Origin of the sequence: Campylobacter showae (genome assembly GCF_900699785.1) — a bacterium.
Taxonomy (GTDB): Bacteria; Campylobacterota; Campylobacteria; order Campylobacterales; family Campylobacteraceae; genus Campylobacter_A; species Campylobacter_A showae_D.
This window is the reverse complement of the sequence record NZ_LR535679.1, coordinates 348,884-369,639: the sequence shown is the minus strand read 5'-3', so window position 1 is coordinate 369,639 and position 20,756 is coordinate 348,884. Positions and strand designations below refer to the sequence as shown.

Sequence of the window (20,756 nt, the reverse complement as noted above, 5' to 3'; positions counted from 1 at the left end):
ACGAGAAAAATGAAATTAGACCAACAAAACAGGGCCTAAATTTGAGGCAAGATTTAGGCTGTCGTAGCTTTTTGGCAAGCGGGGGCAAATTTGACGAAGTGGCGGCCAAATTTAAACAGTAAAAGCTTAAATTTGGCCGATATTTTGAGCAAATTAAAAAATCAGTCCCTCGTCGTCTTGTTTGATTAGAGTATCTTGCGCGTCCTGCTTAGGTACCGGCGAGATCTTCGTATAGACTTCGATCAAGCCCTCGTACGCGGTGTGAAAGACGCCTTCTGGCTCGATGAAGGTTTTTTGTTTTAGCGGATAATCCTTCATATAGCTTTCCATAAATTTCTTAAACACCGGAGCCGCCGTGCGTCCGCCGCCCTCAACCTTTCTCATCGGCGTGTTGTCGTCGTTGCCGTACCACACGACCACCTCGACCTCAGGCGTAAATCCGCAAAACCACGCGTCGATGTTATTGTTCGTCGTGCCCGTCTTGCCCGCGACTTGCACGCCGTTTAGCCTGGCGCTTTGTCCGGTGCCGCGCTCCACGACCGTTTTCATCATATCGGTCATCAGATAGGCCTGCTCTGGCTCGGTGACGAACGTCCGCTCAGGCTCGAAAACCGCTTCTAAATTTTGATAGTTTATGATGCGTTTGATGAGGCTTGGCTCCACGATCTCGCCGCCGTTTGGAAACATCGAGTAAAATTTGGCAAACTCTAACGGCGAGATACCGAAGCTACCAAGCGCGATGGAGAGGTTTTTAGGGATGTTTTTAAAGCCCATTTCGGTTAGCTTTTTGTAAGCCGTATCAAGCCCGATCTCGTCGAGTAAATTTATCGTGGCGAGGTTGCGCGACTGACGCAGAGCCTCTCTCAGCGTGATATAGCCCTGGAAGCCGCCGCTGTAGTTTTTCGGACGCCACTCGTACTGGCTGCCTTCGTTAAAAACCCTTGATATATCAGCAGCCTTGCTCATCGGCGAGTAGCCCATGTCTAGGGCTATTTGATAGATAAAGGGCTTAAAGCTAGATCCCGGTTGGCGCATACTCTGCGTAGCGCGGTTGTAGCTGCTTTTGGCGTAGTCTACGCCGCCTACTAGAGCGAGGATCTCGCCCGTTTTGGGTAGCGTAACGACGATAGCGCCGTTTAGGATACTGGCGTTTGCGTCTTTGTTGCGTTTTAGTATCTCGTTGTAGCCGTATTTTAGCGCCTCGGACGCCATATCTTGCACCTTTAAATCGACGCTGGTTTCGATGACATAGCCGCCGGTTTTTATATCCTCAAAGCGCTTTGAGGCCTCTTTTAGCACCTCGTCTACGATATACGGGGCTTTGTTTTGCGTGAGAGTATCGTCAAAAACTACGGGCTGCTCGACTAGCGCGGCTTTGTACTCTGCGTCGCTGATCCAACCTAGCGCGTTCATCCTTGCTATGACGTTGTTTGCGCGGCTAAGCGATAGATCTAGGTGGCGGGTCGGATCGTAGGTGCTAGGCGCTTTTGGTAAGCCCACTAGGATAGCGATCTCTTTTAGCGTGAGTTCGTCAAGCTCCTTTCTAAAGTATCCCTTCGCCGCGGTTTTTATGCCATGATAACCGTGTCCTAGATAGACGTGATTTAGATAGCGCTCTAAAATTTGCTCTTTGGTTAGCTCGTTTTCCAGTTTCATCGAGATGATCATCTCTTTGACCTTGCGAGTTAGCTTTTTTTCCCTAGTTAGCACCATGTTTTTAACGAGCTGCTGCGTGAGCGTACTTGCGCCCTCGACTAGTTTGCCGGCCTTTATGTCCTTAACGATAGCTCGCGTGATGGCCTCGGGGTTTACGCCGCCGTGCTCGAAAAAGCTCGTATCCTCGATGGCTACCAGCGCCTCGATGACGCGCGGCGGGATATCTTCGTACTTGACGTAGATCCTGTTTTCGTCAAAGATATTTGCGATGAGCTCGCCGTTTCTATCATAAATTTGAGTCGTGAGCTTTGGCTTAAAATCGATGATGTTTGACGCGTCAAAGGTGACTTGCGAATAAAGATAAACAAACGCCGCACTCAGCGAAACAAAGATAATAAACAAAATCGAAGCTAAAATTCTCATAAAAAGGCCTTTAAAATTTTCACGTTTAGCCCCATTGCGGTGCTAGTTTCGCCGTTTTGGCTTAGGATGTATTTTTTGTTGAAATTTTCTATCGTCATGGCTCCTGCTTTGCCTTGCCAAAGATCGCCCGATAGGTAGTTTTGCAGGTCGGCTTCGTCAAATTTAGCAAATTTATACTCGGCAAAGCTGACGTTAAAAAGCTCGAATTTCTCGCCTAAAAATATCATCGCGGTTACGATCCTGGCTGTGTTGCCGCTTTGCATTTTTAGCATTTTTAGCGCTTCTTTTTCGTCTTTTGCTTTGCCTAAAATTTTGCCGTTGCACACTACGACGCTATCTGCGAAAACGACGTTTTTTACGCCGTCGCTTGCCTTTAAAAACTGCTCTTTTTTTGCCGCTACGATCTTTTGAACGTAAACGTGTGGCGGTAAATTTTTATCTACGCCGCTCTCGTCGTAGTCGAAGAAAACCTGCTCAAATTTAACGCCGTGATCTTGCAAAACCTTAGCTCTAGTAACCGAGCTCGAAGCCAAAATAATCATCAAAACTCCCTGTAAGATACGCCCAGATACGCAGCCAGCAGCGCAAACGCGACGTTTAGCGGGATGAAATAATAAATCGTAACTATGAGGTTTTCGTGAAGCTCGACGTATTCGCTATTTTGCAGGGATTTTGCGGCTTTGTTTAGGCGGTAGGTGACGTAAATGACGTTTAGGAACAAAAACCCCCAGATCGCCCATTTGGTTGTCAAAATCGTATTTAACATCGGATCGGCGTTTTTGATCGCGTTTTGCTTGGCTAGTATCGCGCCGGTTACGCCTATTACGGCGATCGAGCCGTAGATCGCGTAGCCCAGGCGCTTTAGCATGGAGATTATCGTTTGGTATTTTTGCGTGTCGCCTTCGATATTTTTCATAAAAAATTTAGCGATGAGTAAAAAATTTGCTTGAAATCCGATAAAAACGACCACGGAGAGGATGTGGATAAAGGGTAGGGCGTTGCTAATCTTTGCAAAAGCTATGTTAAATTCGGGCATTTGTCCCCTTTGATCTAAAATTTTCTCGCGCTAAAGTTACTTGGACGGCGACAAAATTTGACGCCAAAATGCGCGAATAAAATAAACTCATAAACTTATATTTTCCTTTAAATTTTATCTCGGCTCGCAAAAACAAATTTCTAAATTTACTTTACGGCGTCAAATTTGATCTTGCCGCAACCGGCTCAAATTCGCTTTTAAATTTCACGCCGCAAAACCGCGGTCAAATTTAAGCCGTTTTCTTAAATTTGACCGACGCGAGATTATTTTTCAAGCCTCGTTTTAGCAAACTCTAACGCCTGCCTAACCGCATCCTCGATCGCTAGTACGTTTTTACCGCCTGCGGTTGCGAAGTCGTCCTTGCCGCCGCCGTTTCCGCCTAAAATTTGCGCCGTAAATTTGACCCATTCGCCAGCTTTCAAAGCCGCATTTTTCACGCCGGCGGCCAGAGCGATTTTGCCATCTTCGTTTACTTGCACGAGCAGGATCGCTGCCTTTTCGTTCTCGTTTTTAAACTCGTCTATCGTGGCTTTTATGTCGCCGCTGTCAAGCACAGCGACGCAAAGCTTTGTCTCGTTTACGTTCACTACCGCCAGCGCGTGCGCGTCTTTTGCCTGCTTGGTTTTATCTTTTAGGCTTTTTATCTCGGCTTTTAGTTTTTTTACAGCATTCATCGGCTCGGCGCTTTTTAGCTCGGTTTTTAGCTCTTCGATCTCGCCGCGCCAGGCTTTTGCTAGATTTAGCGCAGCCTTAGAGCACACAGCCTCGATCCTGCGGACGCCCGCGCTCACGCCGCCTTCTTTAGTGATGAAAAATGCACCAATTTGGCTTAAATTTGCCACGTGCGTACCGCCGCAAAGCTCCTTGCTAACCTCGCCGAAGCTTAGCACGCGCACCTTGTCGGCGTATTTCTCGCCAAATAGCGCGATCGCGCCGCTATTTTTGGCGTCCTCGACGTCCATTATCTCCGTTTTTGCTTCTATATTTTTGCTAATCGCGGCATTGACGAAATTTTCGATCTTCGTTAGCTCTTCCGCCGTCACTGCCTTTGGATGCGAGAAGTCAAACCTGAGTCTGTTTGCCTCGACGCTAGATCCGGCCTGCGCGATATGCGTTCCTAGAACGCTTCTAAGCGCAGAGTGGAGCAGGTGCGTAGCGCTGTGATGGCGCGCGATCTCGGCTCTTTGCTCGCTTACTTTTAGCTTTACGGTATCGCCGATTTTAAGCTCTTTTTTAACCGCGACGTTTGATAAATTTAGTCCGAAAAATTTCTGCGTATCTAGTACGTCTGCCGCGCCTACGATCTCGCCGCTATCGCCTGCCTGGCCGCCGCTTTGTGCGTAAAAAGGCGTCACGTCAAACATCGCCCAGCCTTGCTCGCCCGCTTTTAAAATTTGAGTTTCTTTAAAGTCCTCGTCAAGCAGCGCTAAAATCTTGCTCGTGCGCTCAAGCTCCTCGTAGCCGCTAAATTTATTTTCGCCGAATTTCTCTAAAAGCGCCTTAAAGTCGCCCTTTGCGCTCTTGTCGCCGCTGCCTTTCCAAGCGGCTTTAGCGCGCGCTTTTTGCTCGCTCATCAGCTCGTCAAATTTTGCTTCGTCTACTTTGAGTCCCTTTTCGCGTAGCATGTCGGCCGTGAGATCAAGCGGAAATCCGAACGTATCGTAAAGCTTAAACGCAGCCTCGCCGCTAAAAATATCTTTCGTGCGCGCTAGCTCGCTCTCAAAAAGCTCGAGTCCGCTTGCTATCGTGGCCAAAAATCTCTCTTCTTCCAGCCTGATTTGCTCTTTTACCGCCGCTTTTTTCTCGTTTAGGTAGGCGTAGTGGCCGCCCATTAGCTCGCAGACTTTATCGACGAGACGGTACATGAAGGGCTCTTTTATGCCTAGTAGATATCCGTGGCGTATCGCGCGGCGAAGGATGCGGCGAAGCACGTAGCCGCGACCCTCTTTGTCAAATGTAGTGCCCTGGGCTAGCAGGAAAGTTACCGAGCGGATGTGATCGCTGATGACGCGATAGCTAGCGCCGCTCTCGTAAGTGTAAGGCTTGCCGCAAAGCTTTGCGACTTCCTCGATAAGAGGCATAAAAAGCGAGCTATCGTAGTTGCTAAATTTGCCTTCCATTATCGCCGTGACGCGCTCAAGACCCATGCCCGTGTCGATGCTCGGTTTTGGCAGCGGAGTTAGTTTGCCGTCGCTGCTGCGTTCGTACTGCATGAAGACTAGGTTCCAAATTTCAAGAAATCTATCGCCGTCGCCGCCCATGTAGTCCTCAGGTGTGTTAAAGTGTTCGCCGCCTTGGTCGTAAAAGATCTCCGAGCATGGTCCGCACGGTCCCGTATCGCCCATCTGCCAGAAGTTGTCGTGATCGCCGAATCTATAAATGCGCTCCTTTGCGATGTGCTGCTCCCATAGCGCAAACGCCTCGTCGTCGCTCTCGTGAACGGTGACGTAGAGGCGGTCTTTTGGTAGTTTTAGCACCTGCGTTACAAACTCCCACGCATACGCGATCGCGTCTTTTTTGAAGTACTCGCCGAAGCTAAAATTTCCCAGCATCTCAAAAAACGTGTGGTGGCGCGCGGTGTAGCCGACGTTGTCTAGGTCGTTGTGCTTGCCGCCTGCGCGGATGCATGTCTGACAGCTCGTGCGGATCGGCGGGGTAGGGCGCGGTACTTCGCCGGTGAAAATGCTTTTAAACGGCACCATGCCCGCATTTGTAAAAAGCAGCGTAGCGTCGTTTGGCACTAGCGGCGCGGACGGGATGATCTCATGACCTTTGCTTGCAAAAAAATTTAAATAAGCCTCTCTAATATCCATCGTTTTTTCCTGATTAAAGTTTTAAAATAGGGCTGATTTTAGCATAAATTTGATAAAACTTGTTTGAGGCCCGCTATAAAAGGCATCGGCTAAATTTTAAAAAATCGCTCGCATTAGCCGTTTAATTACTATTTTTGACTATAATTGCCTTAAAAACATTAAAATTTTGGAAAAAGATTATGAAAAAAAGAGTTGCGATAATAGGTTTTGGAAACGACGCCAAACACTACTATAACGAGCTTCGCCGCTCAGAGCACTTCGAGCTGGCGGCGATTTTTGACGGAGTTAAAAATAGCGAAATTTGCGGACGGATTCCTTTTTACGATAATATAAACGACCTTTTGGAGTCGGTGCGTATCGACGCCCTTATCGTCACCGACACGCATAAATATCTAAATTTGATACCTAAGTGCTTAAATTTTATAAAATTTATCTTGCTTGATCCTTGGCTTTGCAAATCAGGCGAGATAAGGGAGCTAAAATACTGCTTTAAATCCCAAAATATCAGCGCTTATATGGCTTTTATCGATAGGTTTAATCCCGTAATCGCCTCGGTAAAAAAAGAGCTTGTCAAAGAGAAGGAAACTTTTTCGATAAATATCGCTCGCGGCTTTAATAAAGGCGTAAATTTGCAGCTTGAAATTTTACAAAACATTGATGTCGCAAGGTTTATAACGGGTAGCGAAATAATCTTTAGCAATAAAATTTCAATCCAAAACGACGATAAAAGAAGCGAAACCGACTCGCTTTTTCAGCTTAAATTTAAAAACCAGACTCTAGCTAGTATCCATAACTCAAAGCGTTTTAAAGCGGAGCGATTTACGATCGAATTTGCCACGAGCGGTGGAGTTTATTTCGGAGATATGCTGGGTCTTAAGCTAAACAAATACACGCTTGACGGGCAGCAAAATTTGAAAGTTTATAGCGATGTTTCGCCGGTTAAAGCGATGCTTGACGAGTTTTATCAAGCCTGCTGCGGCGCAAAAAGCGATCTAAGCACGCTCGAAGATGCCCTAAAGGCTCAGGAGATTTGCGAATGAGACTTATTTTACTACTAAATATGGGCGGACCGAACGACCTTAGCGAGGTTGGAGTTTTTTTAAAAAATATGTTTAACGACCCATATATCTTGGGGATAAAAAGCCCGATTTTGCGTAAATTCGTGGCGTTTATGATAACTAGCTCGCGCCTAAAAACCGCGCAAAATAACTACCGCCAAATCGGCGGCAAGTCGCCTATCTGCGAGCTTACGGCAAGACTGTGCGGTAAAATTTCGCATTTTTTAGACGATGATACGGCGGTAGCCTTTGCGATGAACTATACGCCGCCTTTTGCGAAAGACGTTTTGGCCGAGTTTACGGAGGTCTCGGAGATCGTCGTTTTCCCGCTATACCCGCATCACTCGTTTACGACCGTATCGTCTAGTATAAGCGACTTTGAAAAGGCACGTGCCGAGCTAAATTTAAAGGCGAAAGTAAAAATCGTCGAGCCGTTTTTCGAGGATGAGAGATATAACGAGATCATAGTGGACGGCATCGAAAAAAGCGCGCGCGATCTAAATGCAGATGAGATAACGCTGGTGTTTTCGGCGCACTCTTTGCCGCAAAAAATGATCGATGCGGGCGATATCTACGAGGAGCACGTCAAGCGGCACGTTCAAATTTTAACCGAAATTTTGGAGAAGCGAGGGGTTAAATTTAAGCAGATTTTGCTCGCATACCAGTCGAAGTTAGGGCCTGTAAAATGGCTCGAACCCTCGCTAAATCAAGCGCTAGCCGAGATAAAAGATAAAAAAGCGCTCGTTTATCCGATCTCGTTTTGTATCGATAACTCCGAAACCGTTTTTGAGCTATCAAAGGAGTTTCGCCATATCGCGGACGAGCTAAAATTTAATTTTTACGACGTCGTAGCCTGCCCAAACGACGATGATAAATTTGCTAAATTTATCGCAGATAGAGCTAAGGAATAAAATTTGCTTGCGATAGTGTATCTTTTATAAAGGATGCGAAATGACGATCGAAGAGCAAAAATTTATCCAAAAGATTTTGGCCGAGCTTGCGCAAAAAGCTGCAGAAAAGAGCGCAAAAGGGGCAAAAGAGAGCGACTTTGAACAGGAGCTCAAAAAAGCTACCGTGCAGGTAAAAACCTCCAAAGAGCCTGACGTAGAGGGGTTTAAAAGAACCCTTACCGAGCTTGGCGCGGCTGGATTTTTATCGCAGATGAACGAACAAAAAATACAGGAAAAACTAAGGGTCAAAAAAGAGGAGCTGATGGAGGCTCTAGGACTAAATACCGATATGAAAAAAAGCCTAAGAGATGAGCTTGAAGCCGTACTGGACGATCTTTTGACCAAATATGAAAAAGAGCTTCGAGCTAGCTTGCAAAGCAACTCCTTGCTAGAAAAGCAGCAAGCCTTACAAAATAAAAATCCGTCAATGCTGGGCACGGTTTTAGGTATCGTATAAATTTGGCGTAGTTTTAAGTCGCGGCGAGTCGGCATGAAATTTGAATTTAATCAACAATCAAAGCCTTAAAATCTCGCCGAGACTAAATCGGCAATATATTAAAACTTGTATGATTTAAAGTAAATTTTTAGATAATTTTACAAACTAGCCTTCAAAAACAAAGTAGTAAAAAATTGTTTTATTGCGAATTATTAAATCTAAAAATATCTTTCAAATTTCGATCTTACTTAAAACTTTTCCATTATGAACGGTTTACCTGCATTATATAAATTTCTTTATCGTTAGTAGTTTTTGAAATTTGAGATTTATTTCATAAAATTTAAGCAATTTAAGATGAAGTCGGTAACAAGAACGATTGGATTTTGATTGATAGTTTTGTAGATTAAAAAGTAAGAAGGCGAGAATTTATCTCGCCTAAATTTAATTAATAAAGTCCGAATTTACCGTCAGAGCGTTTATAGATTACGCGCATTTTGGCATCCATATCGTTAAATACATAAAACTGCGCATCGCTATCTTTTAGCTTTTGCATAGCCTCCTCGATCTCTAGCGGCTTGTATAGCTCAAGCTCCATAGGGATTATCTCATCTACTTCGCCGTCGTTTATGTGGTGTTCGTCGGCGATCGCAGCTCTAACAGCTTTGCCGTCGTCTTTATTTTTCATGGTTGTGTTTTTGTCGTGCTCGCGGCGAAGCACCTTTGATGCGCGCTCAAGCGCAAGATCTACCGCAGCGTACAGATCTTTATCTTTGTGGTGGATTACGATCGTGTCTTTTTTTGCTAAATTTAGCGCAAACTCTACGCTAAAACCCTTTTTACCGTTTTTTTCGTCCGCTGAAACTACGCAGCGACCTGAAATTATATCCAGTCCGTATTTGTTAAGCGCATCAAATGCGTTTTCTATGTGCTGTTTGATTGGGTCCGTTAGGTTGAATTGTTTACCTACGATGCTTAGATTCATCATCTCTCCTTTGCGTTAAAGTGCTAACATTATAGCATATAAAGTATTATTTTAGAGTTTTTGAATCGTGCGTCTGTGAATTCTTATCGGCGGCATATTTGCGTTTGCTTGAGTAACTACTACGTCTAATATTACCGTTCCTGCAGATGCAGCATGGTTAAGGGCCGGGTTTGCGGCATTTGGTTGATTGCAAGCTCCAAAGGTACCAAATAACCTTTCTAGTGTTACCGTAACTCGAAACATCGGCGTAGCGTTGTTTGGAAATGAGGTATTTACTATATTTCTATTGGGTAAATTTAACGGGCAATTTGTGCTAAAATTCATCCTTAAAAGATTGAGGATAGCTACCTCTGTGGCGCTTTGAGCTAAAAGCTCTGCCTGCTCTCTTAAAAATACGTCGGTTGTTTGTTTTGAGGTCAGAGAGGAGATATTTAGCGCAAACATAGATAAAGTTGCTATCAAAACCATAAAAATTATCGCCGTGATTAAACTAAAACCTTTTCTCATTAATACACCGCCTTTGTTTTACACACCGTTGTTTCGGCTCTAGTCGGCCCCAACGATCTTCCGGCGTCTCTTATGCATAGTTTTATAACTATGACGCCATTGTCTTCCGTGAAGTTAAACCTAGTCACGTTTCTGGCAAGCAAATCCCTGCTTGTGCCATTGTCATTGTAGTCCTGACCGGCCCACGGTCTGTAGTTATAGTGTAGCCATAGATCAAGATCCGTACCGCTTGTGCCGCCCGGATTAAGGCTAACGGTCGGAACAACTGCGTAGGCGGTATGTAATAAATAATATTGTTCAAAAATATCCGTGGATGCATAGTTGGCGATAGTTAATACATCATTTCCGTTTTGCGTAGCTATAGCTATCGCATTTGCTTGGTTTGTAGCAGTATTAAATCCAAAGTCGGTATTTATGTTAGTTGGTCGACCTTTGAAAAATAATCCAACTTGGTTGTTATTGAGCGTAGCACGTCCGTTTGTTAAATCAGATATATCTAAATTTGCACTATTTAGCGTGCTTCCATGAGTTGCCAAATTTCCGCCATTTCTTGCGGCATTGGCTACTGTGGCGGGATCGTCTAAATCCACAAAGCCGCTCCAACCTCCGTTTTGAAAGCTCTCGTAGCTATATGTTATCCACTCTAATATGTTATATTGGACATTAAGGGCAGGATCTCTTGTCGATACGAAATTACCAGTAGATGCTTGTCTTCCTATTGTTGAGCCTTTTACTCTAACTGCAAGTCTTTTTGAAATTTGTTCTAAAACAAGTTCTGTTTGCGTTTCTAGAGTGTTTACGGATCTTGCTTGTAGATAGTTTTCATACAAATTTTTTATTATATTAATACCCGCAAAAGACAATATTCCCAATATAACTATTACAAGAATAAGCTCTATCAATGTAAAGGCTTTTTTCATATCATATCACCAAGACCTTGATAGTATGTTGGGACTATCGCCTATATTTGCAGCATATGCTCTTAAGATTATATTTTGAATATCGTTGCCCATAGCCGTCGTGGTAGTCATAATTATCTCGGTTATATCACTATCTGCCGCACCTTGCATGTCTCTTTGTTGTGTTGTCGTGTTGATGGTTGAGCTAATTATGTTATCTCGGCTACCGTATAGCTGAGATGTTTGTATTTTGATCGGTTCTACGCCGTCTACATTGGTATTAAATGAATTTACGCTTACATCATTTGGATCAGTGCATGGTTGAGGGGCTATAGCTGCGTTTGTTTTGTAGTTTCCAAATTGGCGTCTAGTGCCTACATCTGCTACGATGCCGTTTATGGTATAAAAATTATTGCCCGGTATCCCGACCGTATTGCCAAAAATAGGAGTTTTGTCACTAGTAATAGACAATAAGTTGCCTACGCAAGCATAGGGTGATTTTAATACTAGCGCCATTCTTGTTTTGGTATCCATTACGCTTTGCTGCATTAATCCGCGTTGATTATTGCTTGTCGTCTGCGATAAAACTTTTGGGATAGCTATTACAGATATCCCAACTACGACTATAGATAAAATTAATTCTATTAGCGAAAAGCCTCTTCTCATGTTTTACCAATCCGACCTTTTATTGGTCTTTATGGAGTAATTTAACGAACCGTCTTCAGTATCTAGTACATTGCCGGGGCCATTAAGATTATCTCCTTTTTGTCCCAGGGCTTGACCGCCCCATCTAGGCCTATCGAAGAAATTTACTTGAAATCTATTAACCGTCGCAGCTGCATTTGTTTTGTTGTAGATGAGCCAACTTGACGCCTGCATATCTATATCCACAAGCTCGGCTTGGGTATCAGATAGGGTTAAAATCTGAACGCCATTTGCTATGGTTTGAGGCGTTATGGTAACAGTGCCGGCACCTGAACTCTGAACATATGCGTTTACTTGTCCATACGTGTTATCGATATGGGATTCGTTTGTAAACCAGTTTGTGACGGATGGCAATGTCTGACCGTTTGCTAATGTGTAGATAGTTTTATCGCACGCATTGCAATACACGCCAAAATATACATTGGCATTAAAGCCTCGTCTAGGGCCTTCATAGTACGGCGCATATACCATTCCGTAGTAGAACTGAGTAGCCGTCTCATTGGCTGCTAGCGGTTTGACATAGGTATTAGGCACGGCAGCGGTATTTACTTGCTCCCTTACATTTGTGAAGGTAAATATATTGCTATTTACGGTAAATGGATTTATCGGATCCGTTACTACTCTAGCGAAATTAAATTTAACTTGCCCGCCTATCAATTGACCATTTGTAAATGCATTACTAGGTACGTTATAGACTCCCGAGTTATTATTTGCGCCATCTCTTTTTACTACTTGCGGATTGTCGCCATCGTTAAAAAATAAAATCCGAGCACTTGCGGCGGCAGGTAGCGGAGTTTTGACGTTATTTCGATCGTTTAGGTCAGCTATGCCCGTATCTACTCCCATTGTAAACTGCGTATCTTTAGAATAACAACCCGCCGTATACATCCTTGCTATAGTGCGCGAGGCATCTCCTAGCCTGGCTTGTACATTAAATGTAGCTATTGCGGGCATTGCTATGTCATTTGACATATAGCTCATAGGACCGCCGTTAAAGCCGCTTATCCTGAGGCTGTCGATATGGATATCTTGTGGGTCAAATGTAAAGTCGAATTCTGATCTGATATTACAACCGACTTTTCCGTTGGATTCGGTATTGCTATGGCTATTTGCTATGCAGTCGCTATTTGCTTGGTCGTTGCTTGCCGTAGTCCATTTGTTATCAAGTATTACTAGCTTCGCATTGCCTACTTCATTATATACGAAGTCCCTATTATCTTTGATAGCGGTTGCACCCTCATGATATCTTTCAAGCTTAGCTACACCATCTGTAAATTTAGTCATAAACCAAGTAATCGGCAGGCTTGTAACGGCAGTGCAAGTCGGCGGTATCGTCGGTTCAAATCTGGCATAGCTTGTGCCTGTGCTGTCCGGAAGCATGGTTGTATAGCCGCCGGCTTGTTTGCCTGTATCATTTGTAGCCAAGGCGCTAAAATTAGGATATTTTCTTCCCCCGATTAAATTAAGGTTATTTACTATATTTTTTGATGAAGTATCATAAATTTTAAACTCTTTAGGCCTAACGGTAAACGTATCGGAGGCGCAACTAGTTTTGATTTGGTTGGATATCGGGTCTTTAAAAGATAGTCGTACGTATAAATTTGAATAAGCCTTTTCTATTAGTACGTCTTTGAGTTCCACTATAGACTTACCGTTTTCTCCTTTTTTAAATTCTACTTGCATTGGCTGTGTTACCGAAACGCCGCCTGCAGCGCAAGTGGTTACTATATCTACTCCTACCGTTGTATCGATATTTGTTTTAGATAGCTGATTGCCAGATGCCGTCTCTTTACCAAAATGGGCTATTTTTATGTCAAATTTGCGGTTGGCTATTTGAGTATAAAGATTTTGCGAATCTCCGTCCTTGGTAAAGTTCTTATTTACAGCTCTAAAGTTGTTAACGTCAGGTACGTCTATGACGCTAAGATAGTATTCTTTATTGTCGCATCTTTTTATTTTTCCTTCAAAGCTTAAATTTAAAGCTGTGTTAGTAAAGGATGCTCTGTATATGTTTGCTTGAAATTTTTCTATTTGTTTTAAGGTTGCATCGTATTGTATAAAGGCTTGATTTGTTTGATCTATCGTACCGCCTTGATTTGCGCTGCCTATATGACCCGCCCCGCTTCCGAGAGCAAAAGTAAGTAGGTTTTTAGACGATGTTTGAAAGGCTGTGTTGTCTGGATTGTGTGGGCCTACTTTAAATTTTGTCGTAGTTATAGGCTCGCTTGTTACTATATATGTGGTATTTGGCTTATACTCGGAGCCTTTTTGCTCTAGGCTTGAGGTGAGCGTTAGTTTCTGGGCCGACTCGTTTCCTTTGTTTTTTATTGCAATTTGTGCTCTTAGTATACTGTCTTTTTCCACCTTGGTATACGAGTTTTTGTTTGTACTTACTTCTCTAAATTCGCTATCTGGAGCATCTTTGCCTTTTGTAAACAAAGTTTCTTCATAGCATACCTCTGGAGAATAAAGCTCAGTAGAAAAAGCCACCAAGCCGACGTTTGCTCTTTCGGAGTACAATATGCCGCTGTTCCACTCAGATTTTGCTATTAAGTTTATCCAGGCGTCAGTTTGTGCGTTTCCTATTTTTCCGCTGATGTCAAAAACATCCAAATCCATTTGGTTATTGTATGTTTTTCCAGAGTTAATATTTGATCCAAATTTTGTTATAGTGCTGTTAAACTGTTTTCCGCTTCCATTTTGACCGGAGGTGACGGATTCATATCTCCTATTATTCTTGTCCCAAACTTGTATATCTTCGCTTCCGGTTTCGTATTTACCGCCAAAGCTCATAACGGCAAGAGTTGAATTCACATTGCCACTAGGTGGGGTATAGAATCCCTCAAATTTTAATTCCAAATTTTTGCTTACGGAGCCTGGATTGGTTCTAACCGACGGATCTAAAACTCTAAGTCCATCATAAATATTAACGCTTTTTGGTTTTATGTTTTCACTTTCGTCTTCACCAAAATCATAAACTATTAAAAGCGCCCAACCTCCATAATGTGGAGGCAAATAGTATCTACTTGATTTGAAGTCGCCGTCTCTGTACATCGACATCCAGTTGTTGTCATCTAAGCTGGATGACGTTCTTATGCCTCCGGCGCTAAAGGTTCTTTTGTCTTTTGTTAGGCTTGCTTTAACAAGATCAGTTACATCGACGCTAGCTTGGTACATGAAATACATTCCGCCTTGATAAGCAGTATTGTACCATGCATAAGCTCCCCACCAATAAACATCTCCCGGATTTGCGGTAAGGCGGTGCATTTTTCCGTCTGGCGTACCAAATCTTACATATTTAAAGCCGCTAATTCCATTTAGATATTTATTTCTGAGTCCTGCAACGTTACTTGCCGGATGGTCATTCCATGGATTTGAGAGACCGCCCGCCCAGTAAAGCCTAGCATATATAACTTTACTGCCATCTATGTGATTTCTTTCTAGTTCGGTAGGCTTGTTTGAAAAATCAAAGGTAGAATAGGACGAGTTAAAATAGTCTAAAGTACATTTACCATTATTTCTGTCCCATTGCGTGCATTGCGATCTATAGTTTGCATCGTCAATACCCTTAATATTAGTAAGCGTTCCCTTCCATAATGTACCAGTTACCGGCACATAATTGTATCCGCCGTTTGTCGGTACGGATATGGTTGCGCCTATGATATCCATATCGCCGTATATGCGTTTCATTTCTTTGCCGTCTTTGCCTACTATAGACCTTCTTACCATACCCTCTTTTATGTCTGTATATACTCCGATATCGTTAGTGGCGCCGGTTTGTTTCCATACTATTGGGTGTTCCAGTCCGTCATGCTCAAAGGCAAAAAGTCCGCTAGATAAAGTCACAAGCGCAATTAGCGCAAATTTAATGTTTTTCATTTCAATTTTTCCTCTTGCTGAGAAGCAATTTATTTTTCTATAAAATCCGAAATTTTTTCGGCCTGTTTATACATCGGATATGCCCACGCGTCAAGCACTATTTGAGAGAGTGTCATGTTTGTCATATTGCAAACGATAGGAGCGATGAAATTTACCGTCGAGGTCTCGATTGGGGTGCTTACGACCATGATGTTGTAGATCCTTAGCTCGCTTTTGTCGTTTATGTCCATCAGCTCCTGGTAGTACGTCGGTATATCAAATTCGTAATTTCTCAAGGCGTACGGGTTTATCGCGGTAAAAGACGTCTCATCGTCCTTGCTTTGAAGCTTTACGAAAAATTGATCTAGCTCTTTTAGTTCGTAACTTTTGATATGCTCAAAGCCTAAAATCGGACTTTTGACTTGAAAAACCATATACATCTCCTTAATTATACATTTACCTTTTACGCGAATTGTACCCAAATTTTTCTATTTTTAAGCATAAATAAAACAAAAATTTACCAAAAAGCAACAAAAACAATGGTAAAATAACCCATTTAAAAAATTTAAATTTAAGGGAACGTATGAAAAATTTGATCAAATTTTTATCTGCGGTATTTTTTGTTTGTTTAATCGGCGGTTGTGCCGACAAATACACGGAACTTTATAATCTAACGCCGGATCAGTGGTATTCCGAGATCATCGGCGATATCAAAAATCGCGACCTAGAAAGCGCCGACAAACACTACACGGCGATGTCTAGCGAGCACGTAGCTAGTCCGCTTTTGGAGCAAATGCTACTAATCCTAGCCCAAGCTCACGCCAACGACGAAGAGTACTTGATGGCGAATTTTTACCTAGACGAATACCTTAAAAGATACGGCGATAGCGGCCCTAGGAGCGAATTTGCGCAGTATCTAAAGATAAAGGCGAATTTTGATTCATTCTCGCAGCCCAATCGAAACCAAAAGCTAATGCAAGACAGCATCGCCGAGATAGAAAAATTTCTCTACATCTATCCAAACACCCAGTATCGCCCGCTGATAGAAACTATGCTGGTTAAATTTAAGCTCGCAATCTACAACCTAGACGTGCAGATAGCCGATCTGTATGAGCGCACTGGCAGGGATGAGTCGGCGCAAATTTATAAAGAAAAGGTGCAAGCATCGCCGCTAAACGACGCAAATATCGTGCTTCCGCAGCTTCCTTGGTATAGAAAAATGTTTGAATAGGAGCTAAATTTGCAAATTTACGAATCAAAAATGTTCCCGGCGCAGCTACCCGTCATCGTGGAGGACGAGCTATTTTTATATCCTTTTATGATCACGCCGCTTTTTTTGAGCGACGAGGAAAATATCGAAGCGCTAAATTTGGCTCTCGAGTCGCAGAGTCCCATCCTAGTCGTACCGACGAAAGCGCAAAACGAAGGCGCACGAGAATTTGACTCTATCTACGACGCAGGCGTCATCGGCACCGTGATGAGGCGAGTACCGCTACCGGACGGTAGAGTAAAAATTTTATTTCAAGGAACGAGCAAGGGACGCATAGTCTCAAAAGTATCCTCAAAGCCGCTGCAAGCCATCGTAGACGTACTACATGAAAAAAGACCCGAAAACACCAAAAGTGACGCGCTACTAACCGTACTTCGCGAAAAGGTGCGAGATCTGGCCGCGCTTAGCCACTTTTTCCCGCCCGATCTTTTAAAAACTATAGAGGAGAGCGCCGAACCTAGCCGCGTTTGCGATCTGATTTTAAGCTCACTAAGGCTAAAGAAAAAGACGGCGTACGAGTTTTTTATCGAGGAAAATTTGGAGCAAAAGCTACTAAAACTCATCGACTACGTCATCGAGGAAATCGAGGCGAACAAGCTTCAGCGCGAGATAAAAAACAAAGTCCACTCAAGGATCGATAAGGTAAATAAGGAGTATTTTCTAAAAGAGCAGCTAAAGCAGATCCAGCAAGAGCTCGGCTCCGATACGAGCCGCGAAGAGGAGATCGAGGAGTACCGCAAGAAGCTGGAAGCTAAGAAAAAATTTATGGGCGAGGACGCGTATAAGGAGATAAAAAAGCAAATCGACAAACTATCGCGCATGCATCCGGACTCCGCCGACGCCAACACGACGCAAAGCTACCTCGACTGGGTCGTGGAGGTGCCGTTTGAAAACCTGGCCAACAAAAAACTAAGCGTGCAAGAGGTTGCAAAGCAGTTAAATGCCGATCACTACGGGCTTGAGAGGCCAAAGGATAGGATAGAGGAGTATTTTGCTCTGCGCGAGCTTTTGCAACTGCGAGGCGTAGCGGGCAAGGTAAACAACGGTGCGATCTTGTGCTTTGCGGGGCCTCCGGGCGTTGGTAAAACGAGTCTGGCAAACTCCATCGCAAAGGCGCTAAAGCGCGAGCTAGTGCGCGTGGCTTTGGGTGGTCTTGAGGACGTAAACGAGCTGCGCGGACATCGCCGCACCTACATAGGCGCGATGCCGGGCCGTATCGTGCAGGGGCTAATCGAAGCAAGGCAGATGAATCCCGTCGTGGTGCTAGACGAGATCGACAAGGTCGGCAGGAGCTTTCGCGGCGATCCGACGGCGGTACTGCTGGAGATCCTGGATCCTGAGCAAAATAACAAATTTAGGGATTATTATTTAAATTTTAATATCGATCTGAGTAAGGTAGTTTTCGTCGCGACGGCAAACGACGTGAGCGCCATACCGCCCGCGCTTCGCGATAGGATGGAGTTTATCGAGCTTAGCTCATACACCCCGCAGGAAAAATTTGAGATCGCTAAAAAATATCTAATCCCCCAAGAGCTCAAAAAGCACGGCCTAAAGCCCGGCGAAGTGACCCTAGGCAAAGACGTGCTAAGCCTCATCATCTCAGACTACACACGAGAAAGCGGGGTGCGAAACCTGCGCCGCCGACTGGCCGATATCTTTAGAAAGGCGGCAAAAAGGCTGCTGGGGGGCGAAGCACAAAAGATAACCGTGACGACTAAAAATTTGAACGAATTTTTAGAAAAAAAGGTCTTTGAGATCGAGCACGCCGATAAAAAGCCGCAGATCGGTCAAGTAAACGGGCTGGCGTGGACGAGCGTGGGCGGCGACGTGCTAAAGATCGAAGCCATACGCATACAGGGCAAGGGCGGCCTGCAGATAACCGGGTCTTTGGGCGACGTGATGAAGGAGAGCGCGTATATAGCATTTAGTCTCGTTAAAGTACTGATCGATGCAAAAAAGATAAAAGTACCGGCCAAAATCATCCCGGGCTTGCCTGATGACGTCAAAGACGGCGTAAAAAAAGAGCCGAGCCCTAGCGAAGTGTATCGTCGCTACGATCTGCACATCCACGTACCTGAGGGTGCTACGCCAAAAGACGGTCCGAGTGCCGGTATCACGATGGTGACGGCGATTGCTTCGATCCTAACGGATACAAAAGTGCGAAGCGACGTGGCGATGACGGGCGAGATTACGCTCAGCGGCCGCGTGCTACCTATCGGCGGGCTAAAAGAAAAGCTCATTGCCGCGCATAAGGCCGGCATCAAAACCGCTCTGATACCGCGCAAAAACTATGAACGAGATCTGGGCGACATCCCGCAAGACGTCAAAAACGATATGCAAATCATCCCTGTGGACGTCATCGAAGATGTTCTAAAAAATGCGTTCGTCGCAAAATAACTACAAAATTTGATTAAATTTGGCCTCGATCACGGGGCTAAATTTCTACTTTAATATCCTTAAATTTATTTGAATAAATTTTATGTTTTGAAATTCTTTTTTAATATGATAAGTATCTAAAATCGGCTGGATAGGGTGTATAAATTTTTGGTTACCCATAAAATTTGAGCACTGATTTATTTATATAAATTAGCTTGGATCTCGATACTTCAAATTTGCAAACAACATTCTTGCATTCCGTATGCATAATCTTGCAACATATGCTACTTTGGTATGAATTTATAAAATATGTGCCATCAATCGATCTAAAATTTAGCATATGATGTTTTCTGTGTGGGTTTATGATGCTAAGTTATAAAATTTAATCTCGTTAGTGCCAATACCACTATACTTATTTTAAGTAAAAATATTTGTATTGGAATTGAGCCTGAGAAAAGCGAAGAGTGTAAAATTTAGAAAATTTGAAAAGAAAAGATAAGCCCTAAAAAGGGCTTAAAAATTATAGTCCTTCAAAAGGATTAGTTACTACGTCGTCGCGATCGACTACGTAAGGTATCAAAGCTGCTTGGCGAGCACGCTTGATAGCCTTTTCTACCATCTCTTGGTACTTTTTAGAAGTGCCGGTTAGGCGTCTTGGCATGATTTTAAATCTCTCTGACAAGCAGTACTTCAAAAGCGAAGTGTCCTTGTAGTCGATAAAATCTATCTTTGCCTCTGTAAATTTGCAGTATTTGCGTGAATATTTTCTTTTTTCAGCCATCGTTTTTTCCTTAATTAAAATGGTATGGTTTCGTCGCCGTCATCGTATTTGTCGGCATCTATATCTATTTCTCGGACGTTATCGCCGTAGTATTCGTCTTTTGGCTGTTGCTTTTGTTGCTGCGGTTTATTAAAATTTTGCCTTTGTGCGCTGCTTTGAGCATAGCTATTTTGCTGATTTTGTCCGCCTTGATAGCCGCCGCCGTAGCCGTTATTTTGGTAACCGCCTTGCTGATAGCCTTGATTACTATTTTGATTATATCCGCCTTGCTGTTGTCCTCCGCCTAGCATCTCCATATTTTCCACGCTGATCGTGTGTTTGCTTCTATTTTGTCCGTTATTGTCCGTCCACTGGTCGAATTTTAAGCGGCCTTCTACTAGAAGCTTTGAGCCTTTGGAAAGATATTGATTTGCTATTTCCGCTTGTTTTCCGAAAAATGTTATATCAATAAAGCACGTTTCTTCGCGTTTTTCGCCGTTTACGTTAAATTTTCTCGTTACGGCGATGGCGCTGTTGCCTATGGCTGCGCCCGCAGTCGTATATCTAAGCTCGATATCTCGTGTTAAATTTCCTACTAAAACGACTCTATTAAACATTTTTCGTCCTTATTCTTGCGCTGCTGGAGCTTCTTCTGCTTTGACTTTCGGTTCTTTTTTGTTTAGTTTGATGCCCTTGCTCATCTTTTCCCAAGCGGCGATCTCTTTTTTGTTTTCAAATTTGACTGTTAAGAATTTGATGATCTCTTCGGTGATTCTGATGATACGCTCGACTTCGGCGATAGCTTGGGTCGGAGCCTCGAAATACACGACGAAATACGTTCCGCGCTCGTATTTTTTTACGGTATAGGCTAGTTTTCTAGTGCCCATAGACTGCACAGACGCGATATTTGCGCTGTTTTTGGTTAGGATTTCTTTAACGAAATCAACTTTTGCGCTTACTTCTTCTTCCGTCAAAGTAGGCTTCAAAATAAATAAAAGCTCGTAGTGCTTCATTGATTCTCCTTGTG

18 protein-coding genes are annotated in these 20,756 nt (G+C 43.6%); 5 read left to right on the top strand and 13 right to left on the bottom strand.

The genetic code is table 11. The features are described from left to right. Positions 1–153 precede the first annotated feature (153 nt). The 4 genes from E4V70_RS01740 to alaS form a co-directional block, all read right to left on the bottom strand. Entirely contained in the window at positions 154–2,079 is a 1,926-nt protein-coding gene (locus E4V70_RS01740; RefSeq protein ID WP_122862157.1) for a transglycosylase domain-containing protein, read from the bottom strand. After that, complete coding sequence (maf, locus tag E4V70_RS01735) at positions 2,076–2,621, bottom strand: septum formation inhibitor Maf (RefSeq protein WP_122862158.1); 546 nt, start codon at positions 2,619–2,621, stop codon at positions 2,076–2,078. The genes E4V70_RS01740 and maf overlap by 4 nt, the downstream gene beginning before the upstream one ends. Then, entirely contained in the window at positions 2,621–3,115 is a 495-nt protein-coding gene (locus E4V70_RS01730) for a 3-isopropylmalate dehydratase (protein WP_122862159.1), read from the bottom strand. The genes maf and E4V70_RS01730 overlap by 1 nt, the downstream gene beginning before the upstream one ends. A gap of 263 nt (positions 3,116–3,378) precedes the next feature. After that, complete coding sequence (gene alaS, locus E4V70_RS01725) at positions 3,379–5,928, bottom strand: alanine--tRNA ligase (protein WP_122862160.1); 2,550 nt, start codon at positions 5,926–5,928, stop codon at positions 3,379–3,381. A gap of 179 nt (positions 5,929–6,107) precedes the next feature. Here alaS and E4V70_RS01720 point away from each other — a divergent pair, with 179 nt between their 5' ends. The 3 genes from E4V70_RS01720 to E4V70_RS01710 are packed head-to-tail and all read left to right on the top strand — an operon-like array spanning position 6,108 to position 8,393. Further along, positions 6,108–6,968: a Gfo/Idh/MocA family oxidoreductase gene (locus E4V70_RS01720; RefSeq protein ID WP_122862161.1), complete on the top strand. Its 861-nt coding sequence runs from the start codon at positions 6,108–6,110 to the stop codon at positions 6,966–6,968. Then, positions 6,965–7,897 carry a ferrochelatase gene (gene hemH, locus E4V70_RS01715; RefSeq protein WP_172603242.1) on the top strand — a complete coding sequence of 311 codons (933 nt, stop codon included), beginning with the start codon at positions 6,965–6,967 and terminating at the stop codon, positions 7,895–7,897. Before E4V70_RS01720 ends, hemH begins: the two co-directional genes overlap by 4 nt. 40 nt (positions 7,898–7,937) lie before the next feature. After that, positions 7,938–8,393 (top strand): response regulator, encoded by a 456-nt coding sequence (locus E4V70_RS01710; RefSeq protein WP_122862163.1) that lies wholly within the window; start codon positions 7,938–7,940, stop codon positions 8,391–8,393. A 424-nt stretch (positions 8,394–8,817) separates the two neighbouring features. On the opposite strand, the gene hpf is transcribed toward E4V70_RS01710, so the two are convergent. From hpf to fliW, 6 genes are read right to left on the bottom strand one after another with little or no spacing between them, the layout of a single operon-like run. Then, positions 8,818–9,354: a ribosome hibernation-promoting factor, HPF/YfiA family gene (hpf, locus tag E4V70_RS01705; protein ID WP_122862164.1), complete on the bottom strand. Its 537-nt coding sequence runs from the start codon at positions 9,352–9,354 to the stop codon at positions 8,818–8,820. 51 nt (positions 9,355–9,405) lie between these two features. Then, entirely contained in the window at positions 9,406–9,861 is a 456-nt protein-coding gene (locus E4V70_RS01700; RefSeq protein ID WP_122862165.1) for a hypothetical protein, read from the bottom strand. Further along, complete coding sequence (locus E4V70_RS01695; protein ID WP_122862166.1) at positions 9,861–10,781, bottom strand: prepilin-type N-terminal cleavage/methylation domain-containing protein; 921 nt, start codon at positions 10,779–10,781, stop codon at positions 9,861–9,863. The genes E4V70_RS01700 and E4V70_RS01695 overlap by 1 nt, the downstream gene beginning before the upstream one ends. Positions 10,782–10,787: 6 nt before the next feature. Then, the gene (locus E4V70_RS01690) at positions 10,788–11,426 is read right to left on the bottom strand and encodes a type II secretion system protein (protein ID WP_122862167.1); all 639 of its coding nucleotides are present in this window, start codon (positions 11,424–11,426) and stop codon (positions 10,788–10,790) included. A 3-nt stretch (positions 11,427–11,429) separates the two neighbouring features. Further along, entirely contained in the window at positions 11,430–15,344 is a 3,915-nt protein-coding gene (locus tag E4V70_RS01685; protein ID WP_122862168.1) for a hypothetical protein, read from the bottom strand. A gap of 29 nt (positions 15,345–15,373) precedes the next feature. Then, the gene (gene fliW / locus E4V70_RS01680; protein ID WP_122862169.1) at positions 15,374–15,757 is read right to left on the bottom strand and encodes a flagellar assembly protein FliW; all 384 of its coding nucleotides are present in this window, start codon (positions 15,755–15,757) and stop codon (positions 15,374–15,376) included. Positions 15,758–15,906: 149 nt separating this feature from the next. Here fliW and E4V70_RS01675 point away from each other — a divergent pair, with 149 nt between their 5' ends. Together E4V70_RS01675 and lon are read left to right on the top strand one after the other, a co-directional pair. Next, positions 15,907–16,554: an outer membrane protein assembly factor BamD gene (locus E4V70_RS01675; RefSeq protein ID WP_122862170.1), complete on the top strand. Its 648-nt coding sequence runs from the start codon at positions 15,907–15,909 to the stop codon at positions 16,552–16,554. Positions 16,555–16,563: 9 nt separating this feature from the next. Next, on the top strand, positions 16,564–18,990 hold the full coding sequence (gene lon / locus E4V70_RS01670) for an endopeptidase La (protein WP_122862171.1): 2,427 nt from the start codon (positions 16,564–16,566) through the stop codon (positions 18,988–18,990). A 499-nt stretch (positions 18,991–19,489) separates the two neighbouring features. On the opposite strand, the gene rpsR is transcribed toward lon, so the two are convergent. The 3 genes from rpsR to rpsF are packed head-to-tail and all read right to left on the bottom strand — an operon-like array spanning position 19,490 to position 20,742. Then, positions 19,490–19,750 carry a 30S ribosomal protein S18 gene (rpsR, locus tag E4V70_RS01665; RefSeq protein WP_002946417.1) on the bottom strand — a complete coding sequence of 87 codons (261 nt, stop codon included), beginning with the start codon at positions 19,748–19,750 and terminating at the stop codon, positions 19,490–19,492. Positions 19,751–19,764: 14 nt separating this feature from the next. Beyond that, positions 19,765–20,346, bottom strand: coding sequence for a single-stranded DNA-binding protein (locus E4V70_RS01660; RefSeq protein ID WP_122862172.1), 582 nt, complete (start codon positions 20,344–20,346; stop codon positions 19,765–19,767). 9 nt (positions 20,347–20,355) lie between these two features. Further along, positions 20,356–20,742 (bottom strand): 30S ribosomal protein S6, encoded by a 387-nt coding sequence (gene rpsF, locus E4V70_RS01655; RefSeq protein WP_122862173.1) that lies wholly within the window; start codon positions 20,740–20,742, stop codon positions 20,356–20,358. Positions 20,743–20,756 lie beyond the last annotated feature (14 nt).

Coding starts and splice junctions, on each gene's coding strand:
- E4V70_RS01690 (WP_122862167.1), bottom strand. CDS start 11,426: ATGAGAAGAGGCTTTTCGCTAATAGAATTAATTTTATCTATAGTCGTA.
- E4V70_RS01730 (WP_122862159.1), bottom strand. CDS start 3,115: ATGCCCGAATTTAACATAGCTTTTGCAAAGATTAGCAACGCCCTACCC.
- E4V70_RS01660 (WP_122862172.1), bottom strand. CDS start 20,346: ATGTTTAATAGAGTCGTTTTAGTAGGAAATTTAACACGAGATATCGAG.
- rpsR (WP_002946417.1), bottom strand. CDS start 19,750: ATGGCTGAAAAAAGAAAATATTCACGCAAATACTGCAAATTTACAGAG.
- E4V70_RS01740 (WP_122862157.1), bottom strand. CDS start 2,079: ATGAGAATTTTAGCTTCGATTTTGTTTATTATCTTTGTTTCGCTGAGT.
- E4V70_RS01685 (WP_122862168.1), bottom strand. CDS start 15,344: ATGAAAAACATTAAATTTGCGCTAATTGCGCTTGTGACTTTATCTAGC.
- fliW (WP_122862169.1), bottom strand. CDS start 15,757: ATGGTTTTTCAAGTCAAAAGTCCGATTTTAGGCTTTGAGCATATCAAA.
- maf (WP_122862158.1), bottom strand. CDS start 2,621: ATGATTATTTTGGCTTCGAGCTCGGTTACTAGAGCTAAGGTTTTGCAA.
- rpsF (WP_122862173.1), bottom strand. CDS start 20,742: ATGAAGCACTACGAGCTTTTATTTATTTTGAAGCCTACTTTGACGGAA.
- alaS (WP_122862160.1), bottom strand. CDS start 5,928: ATGGATATTAGAGAGGCTTATTTAAATTTTTTTGCAAGCAAAGGTCAT.
- E4V70_RS01675 (WP_122862170.1), top strand. CDS start 15,907: ATGAAAAATTTGATCAAATTTTTATCTGCGGTATTTTTTGTTTGTTTA.
- E4V70_RS01710 (WP_122862163.1), top strand. CDS start 7,938: ATGACGATCGAAGAGCAAAAATTTATCCAAAAGATTTTGGCCGAGCTT.
- hemH (WP_172603242.1), top strand. CDS start 6,965: ATGAGACTTATTTTACTACTAAATATGGGCGGACCGAACGACCTTAGC.
- E4V70_RS01720 (WP_122862161.1), top strand. CDS start 6,108: ATGAAAAAAAGAGTTGCGATAATAGGTTTTGGAAACGACGCCAAACAC.
- hpf (WP_122862164.1), bottom strand. CDS start 9,354: ATGAATCTAAGCATCGTAGGTAAACAATTCAACCTAACGGACCCAATC.
- E4V70_RS01700 (WP_122862165.1), bottom strand. CDS start 9,861: ATGAGAAAAGGTTTTAGTTTAATCACGGCGATAATTTTTATGGTTTTG.
- E4V70_RS01695 (WP_122862166.1), bottom strand. CDS start 10,781: ATGAAAAAAGCCTTTACATTGATAGAGCTTATTCTTGTAATAGTTATA.